Source organism: Xylophilus sp. GW821-FHT01B05, from assembly GCA_038961845.1.
Lineage (GTDB): Bacteria > Pseudomonadota > Gammaproteobacteria > Burkholderiales > Burkholderiaceae_C > Xylophilus.
In genome coordinates this window covers 2,775,134-2,796,949 of record CP152408.1, presented here as the reverse complement: position 1 = coordinate 2,796,949, position 21,816 = coordinate 2,775,134, and the positions used below count along the sequence as shown (strand labels likewise).

At 62.1% G+C, this 21,816-nt stretch carries 23 protein-coding genes; 14 read left to right on the top strand and 9 right to left on the bottom strand.

Translation table 11 applies throughout. The features are described from left to right. Positions 1–25: 25 nt before the first annotated feature. Together AAFF27_13000 and AAFF27_12995 are read left to right on the top strand one after the other, a co-directional pair. Complete coding sequence (locus AAFF27_13000) at positions 26–238, top strand: hypothetical protein (GenBank protein XAH26046.1); 213 nt, start codon at positions 26–28, stop codon at positions 236–238. Between the two features lie 776 nt (positions 239–1,014). After that, on the top strand, positions 1,015–1,329 hold the full coding sequence (locus tag AAFF27_12995; protein XAH26045.1) for a DUF736 domain-containing protein: 315 nt from the start codon (positions 1,015–1,017) through the stop codon (positions 1,327–1,329). A gap of 308 nt (positions 1,330–1,637) precedes the next feature. Here the strand turns inward: AAFF27_12995 and AAFF27_12990 are convergent, their stop codons facing one another. Next, positions 1,638–1,931 carry a helix-turn-helix transcriptional regulator gene (locus AAFF27_12990; GenBank protein ID XAH26044.1) on the bottom strand — a complete coding sequence of 98 codons (294 nt, stop codon included), beginning with the start codon at positions 1,929–1,931 and terminating at the stop codon, positions 1,638–1,640. Positions 1,932–2,049: 118 nt separating this feature from the next. On the opposite strand from AAFF27_12990, the gene AAFF27_12985 reads away from it, so the two are divergent. The 9 genes from AAFF27_12985 (at position 2,050) to AAFF27_12945 (ending at position 9,762) form a co-directional block, all read left to right on the top strand. After that, complete coding sequence (locus AAFF27_12985; GenBank protein ID XAH26043.1) at positions 2,050–2,601, top strand: DUF2958 domain-containing protein; 552 nt, start codon at positions 2,050–2,052, stop codon at positions 2,599–2,601. Between the two features lie 365 nt (positions 2,602–2,966). Further along, positions 2,967–3,737: a DUF2285 domain-containing protein gene (locus AAFF27_12980; GenBank protein ID XAH26042.1), complete on the top strand. Its 771-nt coding sequence runs from the start codon at positions 2,967–2,969 to the stop codon at positions 3,735–3,737. 123 nt (positions 3,738–3,860) lie between these two features. Then, on the top strand, positions 3,861–4,142 hold the full coding sequence (locus AAFF27_12975) for a helix-turn-helix domain-containing protein (protein XAH26041.1): 282 nt from the start codon (positions 3,861–3,863) through the stop codon (positions 4,140–4,142). 26 nt (positions 4,143–4,168) lie between these two features. Beyond that, positions 4,169–5,014 (top strand): replication initiator protein A, encoded by an 846-nt coding sequence (locus AAFF27_12970; GenBank protein XAH26040.1) that lies wholly within the window; start codon positions 4,169–4,171, stop codon positions 5,012–5,014. 265 nt (positions 5,015–5,279) lie between these two features. Then, on the top strand, positions 5,280–5,918 hold the full coding sequence (gene parA / locus AAFF27_12965) for a ParA family partition ATPase (GenBank protein XAH26232.1): 639 nt from the start codon (positions 5,280–5,282) through the stop codon (positions 5,916–5,918). Beyond that, positions 5,915–6,184 carry a chromosome partitioning protein ParB gene (locus tag AAFF27_12960; protein ID XAH26039.1) on the top strand — a complete coding sequence of 90 codons (270 nt, stop codon included), beginning with the start codon at positions 5,915–5,917 and terminating at the stop codon, positions 6,182–6,184. The genes parA and AAFF27_12960 overlap by 4 nt, the downstream gene beginning before the upstream one ends. Beyond that, the gene (locus AAFF27_12955; protein XAH26038.1) at positions 6,181–6,738 is read left to right on the top strand and encodes a DUF2840 domain-containing protein; all 558 of its coding nucleotides are present in this window, start codon (positions 6,181–6,183) and stop codon (positions 6,736–6,738) included. Before AAFF27_12960 ends, AAFF27_12955 begins: the two co-directional genes overlap by 4 nt. After that, positions 6,735–7,322 (top strand): S26 family signal peptidase, encoded by a 588-nt coding sequence (locus AAFF27_12950; GenBank protein XAH26037.1) that lies wholly within the window; start codon positions 6,735–6,737, stop codon positions 7,320–7,322. Before AAFF27_12955 ends, AAFF27_12950 begins: the two co-directional genes overlap by 4 nt. A gap of 448 nt (positions 7,323–7,770) precedes the next feature. Next, positions 7,771–9,762, top strand: coding sequence for a relaxase/mobilization nuclease and DUF3363 domain-containing protein (locus AAFF27_12945; protein ID XAH26036.1), 1,992 nt, complete (start codon positions 7,771–7,773; stop codon positions 9,760–9,762). Positions 9,763–9,883: 121 nt separating this feature from the next. Here AAFF27_12945 and AAFF27_12940 read toward each other — a convergent pair whose 3' ends face one another. The 7 genes from AAFF27_12940 to AAFF27_12910 all read right to left on the bottom strand — a co-directional run bounded on the left by AAFF27_12940 (position 9,884) and on the right by AAFF27_12910 (position 17,013). Beyond that, entirely contained in the window at positions 9,884–11,002 is a 1,119-nt protein-coding gene (locus AAFF27_12940) for an amidohydrolase family protein (GenBank protein ID XAH26035.1), read from the bottom strand. 12 nt (positions 11,003–11,014) lie between these two features. Then, a complete protein-coding gene (locus AAFF27_12935) occupies positions 11,015–12,301 on the bottom strand; it encodes an MFS transporter (protein XAH26034.1) in 1,287 nt (428 codons plus the stop codon). Between the two features lie 220 nt (positions 12,302–12,521). Next, positions 12,522–13,436: an SDR family NAD(P)-dependent oxidoreductase gene (locus tag AAFF27_12930; GenBank protein XAH26033.1), complete on the bottom strand. Its 915-nt coding sequence runs from the start codon at positions 13,434–13,436 to the stop codon at positions 12,522–12,524. Positions 13,437–13,613: 177 nt separating this feature from the next. Further along, a complete protein-coding gene (locus AAFF27_12925) occupies positions 13,614–14,564 on the bottom strand; it encodes an aldo/keto reductase (protein XAH26231.1) in 951 nt (316 codons plus the stop codon). Between the two features lie 318 nt (positions 14,565–14,882). Beyond that, complete coding sequence (locus tag AAFF27_12920) at positions 14,883–15,632, bottom strand: DUF1330 domain-containing protein (GenBank protein ID XAH26032.1); 750 nt, start codon at positions 15,630–15,632, stop codon at positions 14,883–14,885. Between the two features lie 96 nt (positions 15,633–15,728). Then, a complete protein-coding gene (locus tag AAFF27_12915) occupies positions 15,729–16,394 on the bottom strand; it encodes a carboxymuconolactone decarboxylase family protein (GenBank protein XAH26031.1) in 666 nt (221 codons plus the stop codon). Positions 16,395–16,488: 94 nt separating this feature from the next. Continuing rightward, entirely contained in the window at positions 16,489–17,013 is a 525-nt protein-coding gene (locus tag AAFF27_12910; protein XAH26030.1) for a cupin domain-containing protein, read from the bottom strand. Positions 17,014–17,419: 406 nt separating this feature from the next. On the opposite strand from AAFF27_12910, the gene AAFF27_12905 reads away from it, so the two are divergent. Then, complete coding sequence (locus AAFF27_12905) at positions 17,420–18,313, top strand: LysR family transcriptional regulator (GenBank protein XAH26029.1); 894 nt, start codon at positions 17,420–17,422, stop codon at positions 18,311–18,313. 302 nt (positions 18,314–18,615) lie between these two features. Continuing rightward, the gene (locus AAFF27_12900) at positions 18,616–19,677 is read left to right on the top strand and encodes an NAD(P)-dependent alcohol dehydrogenase (GenBank protein XAH26028.1); all 1,062 of its coding nucleotides are present in this window, start codon (positions 18,616–18,618) and stop codon (positions 19,675–19,677) included. A gap of 120 nt (positions 19,678–19,797) precedes the next feature. Here the strand turns inward: AAFF27_12900 and AAFF27_12895 are convergent, their stop codons facing one another. After that, positions 19,798–20,694, bottom strand: coding sequence for a LysR family transcriptional regulator (locus tag AAFF27_12895; GenBank protein ID XAH26027.1), 897 nt, complete (start codon positions 20,692–20,694; stop codon positions 19,798–19,800). A gap of 139 nt (positions 20,695–20,833) precedes the next feature. On the opposite strand from AAFF27_12895, the gene AAFF27_12890 reads away from it, so the two are divergent. Next, positions 20,834–21,814: an aldo/keto reductase gene (locus AAFF27_12890; protein ID XAH26026.1), complete on the top strand. Its 981-nt coding sequence runs from the start codon at positions 20,834–20,836 to the stop codon at positions 21,812–21,814. The last annotated feature ends 2 nt before the right edge of the window (positions 21,815–21,816 follow it).

Here is a 21,816-nt window from a genome sequence, read left to right as displayed (position 1 = left end):
GCTTCGGCAAGCCCGGAGCCTTCCCATGAACAGCCCGACCCCAACTGCCCGCCCGCACATGGCGGCGGTCTATACCCCCGGGACGGTACGCGCCCGCCGCTGGCACGGCGGCGGCGACGTGCGCAGCTATCGTCCGCCTCGCGGCTGGACGGCCCGCGCCGACCTGACCGACATGCACCCGATCAGCGGTCAGCCCTTGCCGCGTTCGATCTGGTGGATCATCGAGACGAAGGAATAACCCCCAATCGCACCAGCCCCAGACCGTTCCGGCCTGGGGCTGGTGGTCAAAAATCCGGGCGCGGCAGTGGCCGCGCCCGGTGTCAAAGCCCAAAAGCCAAAATCGCCACGCCGCCGCCTTCGACCAGACGGCGGCGTGGCCGCGTGCATGCGGGCCAGCACGCGAGAAACGGCCAAGGCCAGCAATGTGGCGGCGCTACACGCCGCGATCCGGATAACGCCCCGCCGCAATGGGCGGGACGCGGGCCTGCTACGCCGTGGCCTGCTGCGACAGGTTGCACGAAAGCGTGCCGTCCTCGACGCTGGCGGTTCAGCGCAACCACGTCACGAAGGACGGTTCACGGACACGCCGCCCGGCCTCGCTATGGAGCTTCCACACCACGCCTCAAGCCCACCGCCCAAGGCTGCGGCAGGAGCGCTTCCACTCGGTCATTGGGGCATTGACCCGGCCCGCATCAGGGCGCGAGCCGGTGCAGCCGTCATGCGGGGATGCCGAGTCGGCCATCTCTCCTTGGCGGGACGGTCGGCCCCTGCGTCCTTGTCTCGTTGTGAATCCTGGCGGTGGCACGGCTGCGCCTTGGGCTTCATGGCCGCAACCTTCCAGCGAAAACAATTTCCCCTGCGCTGCGCGCATTCCTCGCGGGACAAATTCTTTTCGCTTCCAGGTTCTCCACTACGTTTCGACCGCAAGCGGTGCGGCCAGCCCATCCCCCGCCGGACGGATCACAACAAGGACGCGATGGGCGCGACCTTGGTTAACCCGCAGGAGAAATCATCATGGCTAACATCGGCACCTTCACCGCAGAGAAAGACGGCTTCACCGGCACGCTCCGCACCCTGACCTTGAACGTCAAGGTCAAGCTGGTTCCCAACGACAAGGGCGACAACGAAAGCGCCCCCGACTTCCGCGTGCAGGCGGCGGGCCACGACATCGGCGCGGGGTGGCAGAAAGTCAGCAAGGCCGAACGGCCCTACGTGTCCGTGACCCTCGACGATCCTTCGTTCCCGGCGACGGTCTATGCCCGCCTGATCGAAGGCGAGGACGGCACGCACGACCTGATCTGGTCGCGCAGCAAGCCCCAGGCGGCCTGACGGCCGCCCGCAGCGCCCCGCCTTCCGGCGGGGCGTGATGCTGCTGATCGCAGCACCGCACGCACGAGGTGTTGGCAATCACTCCACTCTAGTACGTCGAAGGCCGGTATTGCATCGGTGACGGCCGGATGGCTCGAAGCCCCGGACAGCATGCACAGGATATGGCGTGTCGGCGCTGCACGCGCCGCCGGGCTTTCGGGCGGCGCCCCGTGCCGGCACGCCGTCACGGCCATGCGGCTTCAATCCCTCACGCCTTCGCGCCTGCTGCGCTGCGCGCTGCCGCTTGCAGGGCAATCCACGCGATACGCCTACGGCGCATCGCGCTCCTTCAACACCGCCTCCAGCTCCTGCCGCACCTGCGCCAGAAGCTGATCGGTCTTGCGCGTGCTGTCGCCGGCATAGGCCAGCGTCAGCAGCGTGAGCGGATGCACTTCCATGACCTCGCATAACTCGACCAGCTTGTGCATGGTCGGGCTTTTCAAGTCACGTTCCAGCGAACTCATATAGGTACGGCTGGACACGTCGGAGAACGCTTCCTGGCTCAAGCCGCGCGCTTTCCTGACTGTCCGTATGGCCGTCGCCAATGAGTGTTTCGCTGCCACCAACTTGGTTCCCCCGTAAAAACCAAGATGACAGCCAATTGCACACAATAGAGCTACAATCTAAAGTGTTCATTCGTGGCTGAAAGGCTCGCTTTCGTGCTTTTACGGAAATCCGCAGATGCGGATTCCGACAGAACCGGGGAATCGCATCCGTGTCTTTCCGGGTTTCTACAATTCCGCTTGTACGCTTCCGTTCTTCTACGGATGCGATGGTTTACGTATCGGTGCTTGCGCACGGATGCACGGATACGGTTCGGCGGTTCTGCGCTTCGGCAGAAAAGCGCATCCGCGCATCCTCGGTTTCATGGGGATTCCGACCGTGACCCTGCCGCTTGTCACCGCGGATGAATGCGCCCGACTGCTGGCCCACGGCGCGGCACGCGCTGCCGGCCAGCACCTCGACCCGCTGCCCGTGGTGCGGCTGTTCACCCCGGACGCGCATGCGACCTGGCTGCTGGTGTCGCTCGATCCTGCGGATGGCGACACGGCCTACGGTCTGATCGACCTCGGCATCGGGATGCCGGCGCTGGGCACGGTCAAGCTGTCCGACCTGGCCGGCATCGTCGGCCCGCGCAAGCTGCCGGTGCGGCGGGATCGGTATTTCCAGGCGGCACGCCCGCTGTCGGAGTATGTCCGGCTGGCCGAGGAAAACGGTTCGATCATGGACTGATCGAACTGTGCGTGGCCTGCCGCGACAGGTCGACGCAGTGCGTCCAGCCGGGGCGCATTGTGACTATTTCGGTCTTAGTCGAGACCGTGCGGGTCTGATTCCGCACTCTTGCACCGAAGCGGTGCGACTGTGTTGGAAACAGTCATGATCCTTGGTGCGGGCTGCGGCACGGTGTCCAGTGCTGCGCACCATTTTCCGGCGGTGCAGCCGTCGCATTCAGACGATTTTGGCAATGCAGCGGAGCGAACTTGACATCAACCGTTACAGCTTACCCCGATTTCGATGACGACTTGATGGCCGTTTGATCGCTCTCGCACGCCGGAATCCTTGGCGACGTTCCTGCTGTACGACAGGGAGAGTGCGTCATGGCTGAACCGAACGCTGAGCATTGGTATCCGACTGCTGCCTACCTCTACGTCCTGCACCTGGACGGCCCCGCGCTGGCCTGGGAATACCTGCGCCGAAACACCGACTACCGACGCGACTGGCTGCGCCGTCGCCGACGGCCGGAGGCGGCACATCGCTGGGGTTTGCGCCTGCTGGAAGATCCCGTCCAGGATGCCCGCGACGCGCATCCATCGTGGTTCCCCGACCATGATGGCGTCATCCAGCTTTACCCGGACGGTGACCCGCCGCCGGATGCCGATGCCTTCGAGTTCTGGAACGTCCCAGGACGCAAGCACCTGATCCACGACGGCAAACGCCTTGTGCTGACGGCGCAATGGCCCGGCTGCTGCGTGCAACTCGCGCTCGCACCTGCGCTGGAGGACGGCATGGCCTACCTCTACGCCATCCGCGCCTGTGCCGCGCCTTGCGCACGCTACCGCGCACTGGCGACCGGGCTGGATGCGCTGTCCGTCGCAACCGGGGCCGCGCCTGCGGCGGCGGCCCGCTCCCGGCCTACGCCTGGCGCGCTGCTGGAACTGCACACGCTTCAGGCGCTTGACGCGACCCTGGCGGGCGCGTCCTTGCGCGAGGTGGCCGAAGGGCTGTTCGGCGCGGATGCCGTCGCGGCCGACTGGCACAAGGACAGTGCCTTGCGTGCCCGCGTGCGGCGGCTGGTGCGCCGTGGCAATGCGCTGATGCGCGGCGGCTACCGCCGCCTGGCACAGCTTCCGCCGTTCCCGCTGCACTAGCGGAGATAAGAGGGGGGACGTTTCGCGTCCCTTGAAGAACGTCCCTTAGCAAGAAGCCTAGCTTTCTTGAAAGTGCCTCTATCCGGCCGCGTGGTGTGGCCGGGCTTGATGGAGGTACATCCCATGCGACCTGCTCCCTTGCGGCCTGCCGCTGCTGCTGTCGCTGCGCCCGCGCAGCCCCAACGCTACCTGACCAACGACGAGGCCGCCGAGTATCTGCGCCTCAGCCCTCGCACGCTGGAGAAGCAGCGCGTGATCGGTGGTGGCCCGAAGTTCCGCAAGTTCGGCCGGCGCGTCATGTACGCCGTGAGCGACCTCGATGCCTGGGCCGATGCGCGCAGCTACGAGGCCACGTCCGATCCCGAATACGCCGAGAACCATTCGGCCGACAGCCGTGCGCGCTGATCGGCTCATCGCCGGTGGCCATCGCCATGTCCAGCTCGCCAGGGCAAGCCTTGCCGCAGCGCGAACAGCTCGACCTGTTCCGCGCGCTGCCGGGCGACATGGCACCGCGCGACAGCCAGGACTTGATGGCCTTTCCGTTCTTCTCGCTCGCCAAGTCGCGGCGCACCGCGCCGATCGACTTCCGAGCGGGCGGCATCACCATCCGGGTGGAGGGCACGGCCGAGCATGGCATCGCCACCATCTGGGATGCCGACGTGTTGATTTGGGCCGCCTCACAGATCGTAGAAGCGCGCGACGCGGGCATGCGCCCGTCGCGCTGGATACGCGCCACGCCCTACGAGATCCTGCGCTTCATTGGACGAGGAACATCCCTCAACGACTACATGCGCCTGAAAGCTGCGCTGGATCGCCTGCAATCGACCAGCGTGGCCACGTCCATCCGCGAAACCACGGGAAGGCGCTTGCATCGCTTTTCCTGGGTGAACGAATGGCGCGAGCTGGCCGACGCCAGCGGCGTGCCGCTGGGCATCGAATTGATCCTGCCGGATTGGTTCTATGCCGGCGTGCTCGACGCCGCCCTGGTGCTGACCATCGACCCGGCCTATTTCCGTTTGAAGGGCGGCATCGAGCGCTGGCTGTACCGCCTGGTGCGCAAGCACGGCGGGCGGCAGGAACACGGCTGGCAATTCGACTTCCGGCACCTGCACCGCAAGTCCGGCAGCGCGGCGCGCTTCTCGGACTTCGCCTACGACCTGCGCGTCCTTGTGGCGCGGCAGTCGCTGCCCGGCTACGTCCTCGGCATCGAGGCGATGCCGGACGAAGGATTGGAGCTGCTGACCTTCCGGCCCGTGCCGCCCACGGCACGGGGATAACTGCGGTAAAGCCTGTGGACGGCCTCGTGCTATCAGGAGTACCGGGTATCGTGCTATCAGGAGTACGCCTATCGTGCTATCAGGAGTACGGAAACGCGGGAAAGCCAATAACGGCGCGGGTTTGCGTTCCCTCTAACTTACCTAACTATAAATCTCTAACTTTTAGTAGAAGCGCGCCGATTCAGTGGACAACCACCGAACGGCACAGCGAACAGCGTTTCGCACGGCAGGCAAAGCCTGGCTTTCCAGCATGGAGGGCCACGCAATGATCGTCGCGCTGCTCAACCAAAAAGGCGGCGTCGGCAAGACCACACTCGCCACGCACATCGCGGGCGAACTGGCGATGCGCGGGCAGTCGGTCATCCTGCTGGATGCCGACCCGCAAGGTTCATCGCTGGACTGGACGCAACGCAGAAGCCAGCAAGGCTTGCCCCGGCTGTTCAGCGCCGTGGGCCTCGCCCGCGAAACGCTGCACCAGGAGGCGCCAGAACTCGCCAGGCGGGCAGATCACGTCATCATCGACGGCCCGCCGCGCATCGCCGCCTTGGCGCGCTCCGCGCTGCTGGCGGCCGAGCGTGTGCTGATCCCGGTGCAGCCCAGCCCCTACGACTTGTGGGCCAGCGCCGAGATGGTGGCGCTGATCCGCGAGGCTCAGGTGTTTCGGCCTGCACTGCGCGCGGCCTTCGTCATCAACCGCCGCGTTAGCACCACGGTGATCGGTCGGGAGGCGCGTCAGTCGCTGGCCGAACAGCCGCTGCCGGCGCTGCGCGCCGAGGTGCACCAGCGCATCGTCTTCGCCGACAGCGTGGCCGCTGGCCGGCTCGCCCGCGAGACGGCGCCGGACAGCGCCGCCGCGCGCGAGATCGCCGCGCTGGTGGATGAACTGCTGCGGTGGCCGACATGACAGCGAAGCCACCACGCAGCAAGCGCGTCGGCATCGGCGCACGGCCGCCCGCGAACCCGCACGCCGAGGCATGGATTCGCCAGGGCGACGCCGATGCGCTCAACAAGGGCGACCTCTACACCGCGCGCCTGACCCTCGACGTGACGCCCGCAATGCGGGCGCGCATCAAGGTGTCGGCCTTCACGCGGGGCGTGACCGTGGCCGAACTGCTGCGCGCTTTGCTGGAACGGGAGTTTCCCGAGACCCGCACGGAGAACACGCTATGAACGCATCCGCTGCACCCGCCGCGAACACGGCCACGGCTGCCGCATCGCCTCCGGCTGCGCCGTCGCTCGCGGTACTCGCCGGCCAGGCCGGCAATGTGCCGCTGACGCGCGTATCGCTGGCCTACATCGAACCGCGCTTCAAGCTCTACCTGCGCTTCGGCGAACCGGCGCGCACGCTCCAGCTCGACCGCTGGCGGCGCTGCGCGGTGTTCGTGCCGCGTGCGATGTTCTGCCGCGTGCGCTGGCAGGCCAATGACTACGGCACGATCCGCTGGCAGTTGATGGTGATGCAGGCTGGCACGCCACTGGATGCGTTGCAGCGTATCCCTGGCGTGCGACCAGGCGCGCGCCTGCTGCTGCACGCCGAAGGCGACGCCAGCGTGCGCGCCGTTCTGGAACGCATCGACGCCACCGAGGCGCTGGGCATCGCCCCGTCTGCCGTCTCGCCCGCGTACTGGCGCACGCTGGGCAACCGGCTCGCGGCGCGCCTGCCGCTGCCCGAATACAGCATCGAACGGCACGTCGCTTGGCTCGCCGGGAAGGCGCTGCCATGACGACCGTTTCCACTTCGTCCGCCTCGCCGCGTCCTCGTTCGCGCCTGCGCGCTCGCATCTTGCTGGCGGGCCTGACCGCCTGCGGCCTCGCTGCGCTGGCCTGGGCGGCTTTCGTGTCGCCGCTGCCGCGCCTGACCTACAACCCGTCCGACAGCGTGGCGGTCGGCTGGTATCGCATCGACCCGTTCGACCCGCGCACCGCCTCGCTGCCACGTCCGTTGTCCGTGGGCAGCATCGTGCTGGTGCCGCTGCCGGCCACGGCCGCCGCGCTGGCTGCGCAGCGCGGCTACCTGCCGACGCGCGTGCCGCTGCTCAAACGTGTGGGCGCGGTCGCGCCGCAACACGTCTGCATCGTCGCCGGTCAGGTACGCATCGACGGCGTGCCTTCGGCCGCCGTATTGCCTGCCGACCGGCTGGGCCGGGCGCTGCCGTCCTTGCCGCTTTGCCGCCACCTCGAACTGGGCGAACTGTTCCTGTTGAGCGTGACCAATCCGGCATCGTTCGACAGCCGGTATTTCGGCCCGGTCAGCGCATCCGCCGTGATCGGCGTTGCGCACCCGGTTTGGCTGGAGACGCGCCCATGATGGCCGCCGATTCGCTGCACGTTGCCGTGCATCTCATCGTGCCATCGGGCATGTCGTTCTACTGGCTGCTGCCGTGTCGTCGCGCGTGCAGTGCGGGCGCCTTCGCGCCGCACTTCGCGCAACATCCGGCACAGCCGTCCAACGTGCAGGCGTCTTGCCTCGAACGCGCCCGGCCTGCGGCCATTGGCGCGTTCGCCGGCAGGCCGGCTGCTCACGCAGCAGCACCGCCGGGCCGCCGACGCCCGGAGCGACAGCGAAGGGCAAAGGCGGAAGGCAAGACAAAAGGACGCGGCACTGGGCCGCGTCGAAAGCCTGTCTGCACGTGGGGATTGCGCGGCACGGAGCGGCTTTGCCGCCGTGCCGCCGGGGGCGCGAGGCCTGCGTCGATGCAGGCATGTCCGCGTGCTTCGCACGACCGGACACGCCAGAGCTTGCAGGGAGAACGATCATGAGCGACCGCCGCGATGACGATTTCCGCGTGCGCCCCAGTGCCCCGAAGAATCATGGCAAGGGCCAGGGTCAGAGCTTCGTGTCCAAGGTGCTCAAGCAGGCAGGCAAGGCCAGCAGTGGCAAGTCCACGGTGCGCCGTCCAGCTTCGGCGCGTGGCGCCGGTCAGCGGCCCGGCTCGCGCCTGGGGCGCGGCCACACGGCGGCGCGCTTCGCGGGCGCGAAGCTGACGCCCCTATCGCGGCGCGTGACCATCAAGACGCTACTAGTCAACCAGCGCCAAGCTAGCCCGCAATCGCTCGCCAAGCACCTGCGCTACATCGAGCGCGACGGTGTGGGCCGCGATGGCGAACCGGGCCTAGCCTACGGGCCGCAGACCGATGCCGCCGACCTCGGCGCCTTCAAGGAACGCTGTGCCAACGACCGGCACCATTTCCGCTTCATCCTCTCGCCCGAGGATGGCGCGGAACTGGAAGACCTGCGCACCTACACGCGGCACCTGATGCAGCGCATGGAGGCCGACCTGGGCACGGGCCTCGATTGGGTGGCCGTGAACCACTGGAACACCGACAACCCGCACACGCACACGCACATCGTCGTGCGCGGGCGCGACGATACCGGTAAAGACCTCATCATCGCGGGCGACTACATCGCCGACGGCTTCCGCCATCGCGCCGCTGAGCTGGCGACCGAATGGCTGGGGCCGCGCACCGAGCTGGAGATCCAGCAGACCTTGCAGCGCGAGGTGGAGCAAGAGCGGTGGACGAGCCTCGACCGCACGTTGCAGCGCGAGGCCGGCAAGGATGGCCGGGTGCAGATCGAACGCTTCAACGAACCGACGCTGCAACGCCAGCGCCTGCTGCTGATCGGCCGCCTGCAACGCTTGCAGCGCCTGGGCCTGGCCGAGGAGGCGCAGCCCGGCGCCTGGGCCGTCCATGCCGATGCGGAAAAGACCTTGCGCGCCCTGGGCGAACGCGGCGACATCATCCGTACCATGCAGCGGGCCATGCGCGGCGAGCCGCGCGAGCTGGCGGTGTTCGAGCCGGGCGACGATGGCCGAACCATCCTCGGCCGCGTGGCCGCGAAGGGGCTGGCCGACGAACTACGCGACCGAGGCTATCTGGTCATCGACGGCGTGGACGGCAAGGCGCACTACGTCGCACTCAATGCCCGCGACGAACTGGCGAACTATCCGACCGGGGCCGTGGTGGAGGTGAAGGGATCGGCCGATGTGCGCGCGGCGGACAGGAACATCGCCGCGCTGGCGAACGATGGGCTGTATCGCACTGACCATCACCTCGTCATCGCGCAGGGTCAGGCCATGCCGGGCCGCGATCCGCAGGAAGTAGTGGCAGCCCATGTCCGCCGGCTGGAAGCCCTGCGCCGCGCCGGCATCGTGGAGCGCGTGGCCGAAGGGCTATGGAAGGTACCGGACGACCTGCCCGAGCAGGGCCGCCGCTACGACGCGCGGCGCCTGGGCGGCGTGTCCGTGGAGCTGAAATCGCACTTGCCCATCGAGCAGCAGGCGCGCGTGATCGGGGCCACCTGGCTCGACCAGCAGTTGATCGGCGGCGGCAAGGGACTGGGCGACCTAGGCTTTAGCGGCGAGGCAAAACAGGCGATGCAGCAGCGCGCCGACTTCCTGGCCGAACAGGGGCTGGCCGAGCGGCGCGGGCAGCGGGTGATCCTGGCGCGCAACCTGCTGGGCACGCTACGCAACCGGGAGTTGGCGCAGGCTGCGAAGGACATTGCCGCCGAAACCGGCCTGGAGCATCGTCCGGTGGCCGATGGGCAGCGTGTGGTCGGTATCTACCGGCGCAGCGTCATGCTCGCCAGCGGGCGCTACGCGATGCTCGATGACGGCATGGGTTTCAGCCTGGTGCCGTGGAAGCCAGTGATCGAGCAGCGGCTGGGGCAACCCCTTGCCGCCACGGTGCGAGCGGGTGGAGCATCTTGGGAAGTTAGCCTGAAGCGTGGAATCTCGCCAGGTTGACCAAAATTCCGGCGCTCTCAGACTCCGAGCCATCGATTTCGCGAACAGCCTTGCCGCATGTAACGCATGCACCTTCGCAGCAGTAAGAGTCCTCTATCGCTGCTCACCTCAACAGATACAGTTATGTAGCCGATGCCTTCTCGGCATCCACATCGGGTAGAGGAATACGGTAGACCTTCGCCGCCGTGCCGTGGAACAACGCGGCCTTGTCTTCAGCCGATGCGGAGCGCACGATGTGCTTTAGGGCGTTCCAAAGCGGTACGAAGCCGGCTGATCGGCCATCCGGGGGATAGTTGCTTTCCATCAGACAGCGGCTGGCACCAAAGGCCTCGATAGTGGTCTCCACATAGGGACGCCAAGCCGTCGCAAGCTCTCGATATCCGATTGAGTCATTGCGCTCCTCGAATCGGAAGCCCCAGAAGGGCATCCCCAGCCCCCCCACCTTGCAGTAGATATTCGGACGCCGGCCTGCCTCGGTCATTAGTCTGCTGTACTCGCGGAACACCTGTTGCCTCGCCAGCTCATCCATGTCCATCGCCATGGCTTGGCCACAGTGGTTCAGAACGATGGTTGTATCGGGGAAGGCATCCGCCAGCGCGATCACCTCCGGCAACTGGTGATGAAACACGGCCGCGTCGAAACTCAAGCCCCGTTTGGCGAGGTGGGCGAAGGCGGGCCGAAAGCCTGCGCTCTTCATCACGCCGCTCGGCGGCCTGTTCGGAATGAACCGATACGGCGCTTCAGAGGGGTGTTCCATGGTGACTTGGCGCACTCCCCGGAACCGATCAGGCGCACGCTCCATCGCACTGTCCAGCAGCCCAGCCACTTGGTCACCAAGCCGGAAATCTGCGTGACCCACGATCGCGGCACAGGCCCGACAGCCGTATCGTCCGCTCTCGCACATCGCGCCAATGCCGTTGGCAAACTCGATTTCGCCCAGTGGCCGCAGCATTTCTGAGCCATGCGTCCGAGCGAAGGCCGAAGTCTCCACGTACACCGAGGCAACCACGCGATGGCCTGCATTCGTGTCGGCCAGGTAGTCGTCAATCATGTAGCGCAGACCGGGCCGGTCGAACAGATGGTGGTGTGCGTCGATGATCGGGAGATCCGGCTCAAGGATGAGCTCGTTACGGCCGACCTGCAACTGGCGATAGCTTGCGGATGACTGTGTCTGCGCACGCGCAAAGGGAAGTGCTAAAGGCGCGGAGAGTGCGAACGCGAGCAGGTTTCTGCGATTCATCAGGGTCGGGCCTTAGATGGCGTCACGCGCCTGCAAAGGTGCATCCAGAGCCACCTCGTTGGCGTCATTGTTGCGGCGCCGGTGCTGCCGGCCTAGCCAGACTGACAGCGCCAGCCAAAGAGCGGAGAGAGGAACGGCAACCACAGCGATTCCTGCCATGCCGAGCCCGAACAACCCGGCGAGCGCCGCATAAGTCCAACTTCCGACCTGATCGCCGAGGCGATAGACGACGGTATCGATGAAGTTCTTAGCCTTGTAGCGATCCTCCCTCCGCACGGCGGTGAAAAGAACCTCGCGCGTCGGCCGGGACAGCGCAAAGTTACTTACACGGCGAGCAACTTGCACTGCGACAAAAACTCCTATCGCCGGAGCGGTGGCCAAGGCTGCGAACCCAACTACGCTGAAAAGAGGCAGCACGCACAACGTCATGGCCACACCAAACATCCCAACCAGGCGCCCCGTCAAGAATAGTTGGAAGAACAACGTAACGGCGTTTACCCAAAAGTCGATATCGGCGAAGAAGGCCGTGCGCGCCCCTCGATCCGTGAAGTGCGCCTCCGCGATGGTTGCTTGCTGGAAATACAGGAATGTAGAGGTGACTGAATAGAAGAGAATAAAGAACGCTATCCCCAACAAGTATGGAGAGCGCAAGGTGTGCGAAATCCCGGCGAAGATGCCGCCACCAATCGGGGCATGGAGGTCAGTTTTAGTGGGGCGCTGGAATGCGTCGCTGAACGAGGAAAGGCGGCGGGACGCGAAGACGGCGATTTCAAGAAACAGGATTGAAGCGAGAAGCAACCAATCCTGCCCGATTTTTTCCACCAGCCCGGAAGTCAGGCTTGAGCCTGCGATTCCGCCTACCGTAGCGCCGGTCGCCAGGAAGCCAAAGAGCCGCTTTCCTTGCTCCGCATTGAACACATCAACGACAAAAAACCAGAAAACCGAGACAACAAAGAGATTGAAGACTGAGACCCAAATGAAGAACGCCCGCCCGATCCAAACGTGATGTTCCGGCGCTGCCGTCTTGAGCAGCACCATGAATACCAAAAGATTCGCTGCGAAAAATCTGTAGGCGATGGCGATGAAGCGCTCACGTGGCCAGCGACGTACAGCAAATGCAAACAGGGGATTCACGGCAAGCATCACCAGCAGCGTCCCTGTAAAAAGCCAAGGGAGATTCCGAACTCCACCAGCCACGCCGAGTTCGTCCCGTATGGGACGCAAGACGTAGTAAGCCAGGAATAGCGAAAAGACATAGAGCCACGACCAAGCAACGGCGCTTGTCTCGTCTGAACGCATATCGATTATTCTTCGAATTCTGGCCATCAGGCCACTCTCGGCCCCAGGAAGGAGCCTTCTTGATGACATAAATGCGTTCCTTCGCTCAGGACAGGCGCTATCGAATGTGCCCCATGTCCGATGATTTAAAATGGCTCATAAACACCTGAGTCGACGCCTTGCGCCAGCCCAGATGCGTCAACGACAAATAGAGGCAGGAGAATGTGCGCCGCGAGATAGGTCAGGTGATCGAGGCACCTGTAATGCCACGTAAATAATCGAACAATCGATCTTGCACATCTTTGTCGCGCGCGACAGGAAGCATTCGCTGTGGCTTCTTGTGGTAGAAATTCTGGCCAGTGACGAGCGCGGCGGAATCATTGCTCGACGCCAGCCAGGCTTGGGTGACAGCCCCTTCAGAAAGGTCGTCAGGTGCATGGGCGCCTCCCATTCGGGTCGGAACCCAGCCGGGTTCTACCGCGTTGGCACGAACATCGGGCCAGCGCCGGGCCACTCCCATCGCCAAGATCAGATCGAACAATTTACTATCGGAGTATGCTTGGGAGCCGTTCCAACTACGTTTGGCCCACTGCGGATCTTCCAAACTGGCATTACCACCCATGTGCATGCTCGAACCTAAATAGATCAATCGCTCGGGCCGAGTGATCAACGCAGTCAGTAAATAGGGAGCAACAACGTTGATGGCAAACAGATGGGACAGCCCATCCACCGTTTCAATACGCCGGGGCTCGCGATCGCCAATGCCGACGTTGTGGATGACGGCGTCACATCGCCCCAGCGCGTTGGCCTGCTCGGCAACCGTGCGCATGCCGGCCAGGCTTGAGACGTCGCCAATGACGACGGCCTCGCAAGCGGGAAGCGCCTTTCGGGTGGCCTCGGCTCGCCGTGCATTCCGTGCATGCAGAATGACACGATGACCACCCGTTGCGAGCATCTTGCCCGCGAGCATGCCCAATCCGTCAGAGGACCCGGTTATCAATATGCGTGCGGAAGTCTCACCTTTTGCCGATGCGCTCGCTGTCTTGTTTGGCGAAGTGTTCCCCTTGATTGCCGCTACCATTCCTGCCGCCATAACGGCTGCATTGATCATGAGACTGCGCCGGGTAATCTTGAAATTCTGAATTCTGCTGGGCATAGAAATGTTCTAAAAAATCCAGTGCCATCGTGTCGATGCACGCCGTGACCTCAAACGTAGGCAACAGGCTTCCGGGCAGGATGTGGGCATTGATTTCTAATGGCCATCCCCCTATTCATAGGGAGATGGTTGCAACTGGAAGGAAGCGCTATAGGCAGCAGATCTTCCGAGTGCGTCCTATAGCGCTACATTGCCCCCAGCAGCTTGTTCCGGGCTGTATCTTTCTCCATCAATTCTGATCTTCGATATGGTGCTGTTGAATGCCCGAAGCTCATCTGGTGAGAATTGAAATTCTGCCGACGCCAGATTCTCTCTTAGATGCGCCAGCTTCGTAGTTCCAGGTATGGGTACCATTCCAATCTCCTGAGCAGATAACCACGCCAATGCAACCTGAGCGTTCGTCAAGCCGCGTTGATGTCCGAACTCGTACATTGCGGTGATAAGCGGCCAGTTTGATGCAATGCTCTCGGGTTTGAAGCGCGGCAGATCCGGTCTATTGTCATTTTCAGGATAGAACTTGGTGTTCTGATTAATCATGCCGGTAAGGAAGCCACGTCCCACAGGGCTGTAAGGGACGAAGCCGATCCCAAGTTCCTGCAGCGTCGGAAAGATTCGAGTCAGCGGTTCCCGGTACATCAATGAGAATTCGCTCTGCAGGGCCGTCACGGGTAATACCTTGTGCGCTCTCCTGATTGAGTCGGGGTCTGCCTCGCAAAGACCAAAGCGCCGAACTTTGCCTTCGCGGATAAGGTCCTTCACTGTGCCGGCGACATCCTCCATCGGAACACGGGGATCGATGCGATGCTGGTACAGCAGATCGATACGATCTGTTTTCAGCCTTTTCAGGGAGCCCTCAGTTGCACGCCGAATTTGTTCAGGGCGGCTATTGAGACCTCCAATTTTTCCATTCTCAATCTGGAAGCCGAATTTTGTGACTAGAACAATTTCATTCCGTATCGGAGCGACGGCTTCTCCGACCAGTTCCTCATTGTTATTGGGGCCGTACACTTCCGCCGTATCGAAGAACGTGACGCCGGCCTCGAAAGCATCGCGGATCAAGCGAATCGAGACCTCGCGGCTTGGAACCAGCCCACGGTGGTAGGTCATTCCCATGCACCCTAGGCCCATGGAGGAGACCTCAAGGCGGTAGTCGCCGCGTCCCAAGACTCTTGTCTTTGACGATGTCGGTGAAGAATTCTTCCGGGGCGAGGTATTACCTGTGGCGGCGTCGGCGCCGAACGGAGCAGCAATTGAGGCGACACTTAGAGTCGCGCTCATTCTGAGAAAGCGACGACGATTGTTTGTACACTCGCCTGCGATTGGGCTGTCTAAGTCATCTGCACAAGAATGACCGCTGCTGGTGAATTCGTTGATGGATGGGCTTGTCATGGATTGATCTTTCTCGGTAGTGGCAGAAGGTCTCGCAGAGCAGGAGAAGGAGAAACGTCAGCCGGGCATACCGTTGCCGATCACGATGGTGACCGGGATGTTCGGGATTTGCGATTGACGCAATGCGGTGTATTCGAGGGATCGATAGAACTTCGTTGCATATGAAATGCCAGGAAAGTCAATGATTGCCAAAAGTTGGTCGCGAGAACCCTCTACCACTTCCGCATTCCCATCAGATGAAATAAATCGCCCGTTGTAGGTTTCGAGCAAAGGTTTGATTTTCTCCAGATGCTCATTGACGGCAACAATGTCCCGCCTGGAGTAGTTCACAATCAGATATCCACGAGCGGGGTTCGTTTGCTCTGAGACCACACCCTGAACGCCCGAGGCCAATGCAACAAGGCTGTCGGTTGCGGTGATACGATTTTTTTTGGCAGCGGTATATTCAGGAGAGAAGTAATATTTCTTCGCTGCACCGAGATTTGAAAATTCGATGATCGCCATAACTTGTTTGGCGGCGTCGCCTTCCATCGCTATGGCATTCGTATCCCTCATGATCATCTTGCCCTGGAAGTTGCCAAAGAATTTCCTAACGTCACTGCGGTACTGGTTGAAAGGTTCTTCATTAAAAACCGTGAAATTAGCAATCAAGTACCCGCGAGGCTCGGCATCAACTCCCACGGCAACTCGATCTTGGGATGCGGACCGTGCAGCGGCGGAAGCTTGATTGTGCGCAGCAATATTTCCGCAAGCAGAGGAAAATATGAGTGGGGCAACTGCCGCCAGGCATTTAATTGCTTTGACCATGTGCGTCACCTTTGAGACTCATCTCCCGAGATGCCCCCCTGACTTATGAAGACTGCCCACATATGAGCTGCGGGTTCTTTGAAGTCAGATAAGACATCACTTGCCGGGCTGCGCGGCAAGCTGCCGCTCCAAAGCCTCTCTGCCACGCCGAGCGTTCTCGGGACCTACGCGGTCGGCCAGCAGTTGAGTGAGGTGACGCAGCTGAGAAACCGTGATGCCCACGTTCATGCTGATACCCATGTGTGATTGCAGTTGTGCTTCGGCTCCGGGCAGTGCGGACAGCATGCCCACGGTGGCAAGCTCACGCTTTTTCCAGTCGAGGTTGTCACGTTCGAAGATGTCGCCAAACAGATGGGTCTGCAGGTACTCGCCAATGGCGGGCGCAAAATCGAACAGCGGCCCTTGCACGGGCTTACCGACCAACTTTGTCTGGTTGTCCGTGCCCGCAACGCGAAGCGCATCACCTTTAGGAATGGCATGGCTGGGTTCACAGCCAGGGGAGTCCTGAATGCCACGCTTGCGGCGTTCTTCCAAAACCTTCATCAACTCGGTGAGGGCGTTGAGGCTGCGCGGAAAACCTGCGTAGGCATAGAGTTGCACCAACACCTCCTTGGCATCACTGATCGCGAGGCCAGCATCCAGGCCTTGGGTCAAAGCCGCGCTCAGCTTAGGCATATCGCCTGCAGCAGCGAATGCAGCAATGGGAACGATGGCCTGCTGTTGGGCAGAAAGCGTTTCGGCGGAGGTATTTTCGGAAGTCATGCAGCGAGACACCTGTGCATTTGCGGGGGTTTGAATCAATCCTGTAGTCAGACACAGGACCAAGGCCACGACCAGTGTGTTGGCCTTGCGAGCGCTAGCGCCCGTTGTACTGTTCATCGGTCACTTTCTCCATCCATTGGACTTGCTTTCCATCCACTGAACCGGTGACCGCAAGATGGGTCATTCCCGTGGTTGGGCTGGCGCCATGCCAATGCTTGACCCCAGGCGGGCACCAGACAACGTCACCCGGGCGGATTTCCTGCATAGGCTGCCCCCACTCCTGGGTGCGACCCACGCCTGCCACCACCACGAGACGTTGCCCTGCGGGGTGAACGTGCCAAGCCGAACGAGCACCAGGTTCGAACGTCACCAAACCGCCCGAGGCATTGATGTGCTCGTTTCCGGGCCAGACAGGATCTCCACGAACCCGACCGGTGAATGTGTCGTTGGATCCAATGTATGAGGCCTGGCTGCCTGCACGGGTAATTTCAACTTTCGCCTTGGCATCCGTTGAGGGATCTGCGGCGGCGGTCAGCGACACAGCAGTGACCAGCGCGGTAGCGGCGTGCAGGACAGCTTTTGAGGAAAATTTCCTCGTCGTCGAAGTGTGCTCGTTCATGGTGGGATTGCTTCCAAAATTTTCGGGTTTTGTGTGCATATACCCTTGCCATAAAACTATAAGGCGGGCTCCATTGCGTGACTAGACATCAAAATCGGCATGAGCTTATAAGTGCTGCTTCTTAATTGCACTTAGCAATTTTCACTCCAGATGCTTCAATGCTGGAAACGGATGGTCTGCGTGCCAACGGGGCGGCGGTGGTTGGCAGCAAGAGCGCTCAAAGCATGACGAACTGACCAACCGCCCCATCAGTCGGGCCGCGATGAAGGAACATATCCCTCGCTACGTCGCTCCGTCCCGTCGGTATCCAGTCTTCACGCTTGTACCTTCAGCCACGTCATCGCTCCAATCTGGCTACCTGAGCCGTAAGATAGGGTTTGGATCGACTCATAAGTGGGAGTTATCAATGTCACGCAGCAATCTCACGGATCTACTTTCCTTCATCGTCGTCGCAAGGGAGCGGAGCTTCACCCGAGCGGCCGCGCAGCTTGGCGTATCCCAGTCGGCCCTGAGTCAGACCATCCGCGCGTTCGAGGAAAGGCTTGGTGTCAGGCTCTTGACGCGCACGACACGTAGCGTCTCGCCTACCGAGGCGGGAGAGCACCTGCTGTTGTCGGCGGCACCTCGGATAGAGGAAGTCGAGGCCGAATTAGCCGCAGTGGCTGAACTGAGGGATAAGCCCAAAGGCACTATTCGCATCACGACCACCGACTACGCGCTCAATTCGGTCCTGTGGCCGAAGCTGACGAAATTCACTGCCAAGTATCCCGATATCAAGATCGAAGTGATGATCGACTATGGCTTTTCCGACATCGTTGCGGAACGCTATGACATGGGCGTTCGTCTCGGCGACGAGGTTGCCAAAGACATGATCGCTGTCCGAATTGGGCCGGATGTGCGCTTTGTAGTCGTCGGATCACGCTCTTACCTAGCGAAGCGGCCGGCACCGAAGACGCCGCAGGACCTGGCTCACCATGACTGCATCAATTTGCACTTGCCGACTTACGGCGGGCCTTACGCTTGGGAGCTAAAGAAAGGCAAGCGCGAACTGAGGGTCCGTGTCGGAGGGCAATTTGTTTTCAATGGCATTTATCAGGTTCTGGAGGCCGCCTTGGCGGGGTTTGGACTGGCGTTTGTTCCCGAGGAAATTGCACAGGCCCATGTCGCCAAGGGACGACTCAAAAAGGTACTTGAGGACTGGCATCCCACGTTTCCCGGCTTCCACTTGTTTTATCCGAGTCGCCGCCAATCGTCGCGAGCAATCGTCTTGCTGATCGAATCGTTGCGCTACAAAAAATAGTCGGCATGGCGAAAATTACTGAGAGCCGAGCCTATTGATTAGCATGGCTTATGACTTCATGCAAGTTATGGGCCTTAATCAATGGGATAGGTCCTTCTATCATCGCCACATAAGCTGCTAGCCAATACTGGCGGAGTGGCGGCACACCTGCTTGTCAAGCTCACACGGTTCGCAGCGTGACGCGAACTGCCGTCGAGTACTGGCTTCGTCCCCTGACGGCTGTCACGTTTGATGCATGGGAAGCGGTGCCACCCGATGCTGCCCAATCACGGGGCTGTCCTAATCCATCTTGGAAATCAGATATGAAAACCACCGGTTACGCCGCGCAAAATTCCACTTCACCACTTGCACCTTTCGAGTTTGAGCGCCGAGCTTTGCGTCCGAACGACGTGGCCATGGAGGTTCTCTACTGCGGTGTCTGCCACTCGGATTTGCATACCGCCCGGAACGATTGGGGCTGGACGACCTATCCCGTCGTCCCAGGCCACGAGATCATCGGCCGCGTGATTGAAGTCGGCGACAAGGTGACGAAGCACAAGATTGGCGATGCCGTTGCCGTGGGTTGCATGGTTGATTCATGCCAGCATTGCGATCAATGCCACAAGGGCGAGGAACAACTGTGCCGCAATGGCATGACCCAAACCTACAACGATCGCGACCGCCTCACTCAGGACATCACCTATGGCGGCTACTCTAAGCACCTTGTGGTTCGCGAGGAATTCGTCCTGAGCATGCCGGCCGGCTTGGATCTGTCAAAGGCTGCGCCACTACTGTGCGCCGGCATCACCACCTACTCGCCGCTGCGCACTTGGAATGTCGGCCCGGGCAGCCGTGTCGGCATCATCGGACTCGGCGGCCTAGGCCATATGGCGGTCAAGCTCGCGGTTGGCCTCGGTGCGGATGTCACCGTGCTTAGCCGTTCACCGAGTAAAGAAGCAGACGCACTGACCCTGGGGGCTGACCGTCTGCTGATTTCCAGCGATGAAGCGGCCATGGCCAAGGCGCAGTCTCGTTTCGATCTCATCATTGATACGGTGCCGGTCAAGCACGACCTCAATCCTTACATGCCGCTGCTGGATGTTGATGGCACGCTGGTTCTGGTGGGCCAGATCGGCCCACTTGCCGAGCAGAGCACTGTTCCGATGATCCTGGGCCGACGCCGCGTTGCTGGCTCGCCGATCGGCGGCATCCACGAGACGCAGGAAATGCTTGAATTCTGCGCGAAGAAGAACATCTTGCCGGATTGCGAAATGATCCGCATGGACCAGATCAGCGAGGCCTACGAGCGCATGGAGCGTTCCGACGTCCGCTATCGATTTGTCATTGATATGGCGTCCTTGCCTGATCTGGTCACGGCCCAGTAGCGGTTCTGTACGCGCCCTATAGGCGCTTACTCAGCAACGAACTGTTCAGTACGTACTGCGCGTTCACAAGCGCGTTCTTCCCCTTTGTAAGTTGGTCGGCCCCGCCTTGGTATCGCTGTCTCAATCCCGCAGCTTGAGCGCCTCGACCACGAGCGCGAAGGCGGGCAAGGATTGGCGGCGGCTGGGGTAGTAGAGGTGGTAGCCCGGGAAGGTCGGGCTCCATTCCTCCAGCACACGCACCAGGCGGCCAGCCTCGATGTGCGGCTGAACCACGTCCTCGGGCGCATAGGCCAGCGCATACCCTTCTAGCGCGGCGGTGAGCAACTGGGTGGAGGTACTGAAAATGAGCTGGCCAGGTACATGCACATGTACCTCCCGTCCGTCCTGCACGAACTCCCAGGCATACAGCCCCCCGTGTGTTGCCATACGCAGGTTGCCGCAGTTGTGCTGCGTGAGGTCTTGCGGCGTTTGGGGTTGGGGCCGATTCGCAAAATAGGCCGGTGACGCCGCGACGGCCATCCTGAAGTCCGGAGAGATGCGGACCGCAATCATGTCCTTGGCAATCTGGTCGCCGATGCGCACCCCGGCGTCGAACCGCTCGGCCACGATGTCGATCAAGCCGTAGCCGATGCTGATTTCCAGCTGGATGTCCGGATACGCAGGCAACAGCTTCGACAGCTTGGGCCAGAGGATGGTGGACGCCGCGTGGTCATGCGTGGTGATGCGGATGGTGCCCGCGGGCTTGTCGCGCAGATCGCTGAGGGCGGCCAGCTCCGCCGCTATGCCTTCGTAGTGCGGCGCCAGGCTCAAGAGCAGCCGCTCTCCCGCCTCGGTCGGCGCCGCGCCCCGGGTGGTGCGCGCCAGCAGCCGCACGCCCAGGCGCTCCTCCAGCGCCCGCATGCTGTGGCTCAGCGCCGATTGGGTAACGCCCAACTGGGCCGCGGCGCGCGTAAAGCTGCGCTCGCGTGCCACCACGATGAACGACGAGAGGCTGTTGAGGTCGATCCGGTCTGTCATGAATATAGCTCATATCGGTTAGAGAAGTATGCCGGGTTCTCACATGACCCTCAAGTTTCTAAAGTACTTACATGCCTTCCAAACACAGCCATTTCGGCACCACCAAAGAGGGCAGCAACCAACTCTGAAGGAGCTGAATATGCAAAAGCGCACACTGGGCAAGAACGGCCTTGAAGTCTCCGCCATCGGCCTGGGCTGCATGGGCCTGACATTCGGCTACGGGCCGGCCACCGAGATGTCGGCTGGGATCGAACTGATCCGCGCCGCGTTTGAGCGCGGCGTCACGTTCTTCGACAGCGCGGAAGCCTACGGCGCGGTGAATGAAGAAATGCTCGGCGAGGCCGTCGCCCCCTTCCGCGACCAGGTCGTCTTGGCCACCAAGTTCGGCTTCAAGGACGGCATCGCCACCGCCGGCCTCGACAGCACGCCCGCCCGCATCCGCCTGGTCGCCGAACAGTCGCTCAAGCGCCTGAAGACCGACCGTATCGACCTGTTCTACCAACACCGTGTGGACCCGAACGTGCCGATGGAAGACGTGGCCGGCACCGTGCGCGATCTCATCCAAGAAGGCAAGGTGAAGCATTTCGGCCTGAGCGAAGCCGGCGTGAACGCCATCCGCGCCGCCCATGCGGTCCAACCCGTGGCCGCGCTGCAGAGTGAATACTCGATGTTCACCCGCGAGCCGGAACAGGAAATCATCCCGACTCTGGAAGAGTTGGGCATTGGCTTCGTGACCTTCAGCCCGCTGGGTAAGGGCTTCCTGACCGGCAAGATCGACGCCGGAACGACCTTCGCCGAAGGCGACGTGCGCCGGAACCTGCCGCGCTTTGCCGACGAAGCGCGAGAGGCCAACCACAACCTGGTCACGCTGATCGGCGAAGTGGCCCGGCGCAAGAACGCCACGCCCGCGCAGGTCGCCCTGGCCTGGCTGCTGGCACAAAAACCCTGGATCACGCCGATCCCCGGCACCACCAAGCTGCACCGGCTGGAAGAAAACATCGGCGGCGCCAGCGTCGAGCTGACGGCGGCCGACCTGCAGGAACTGGCCGATGTGATGGCCAAGGTGCCCGTTACGGGCGAACGCTACAACGCCCAGATGATGAAAACCGTCAACCGCTGAAG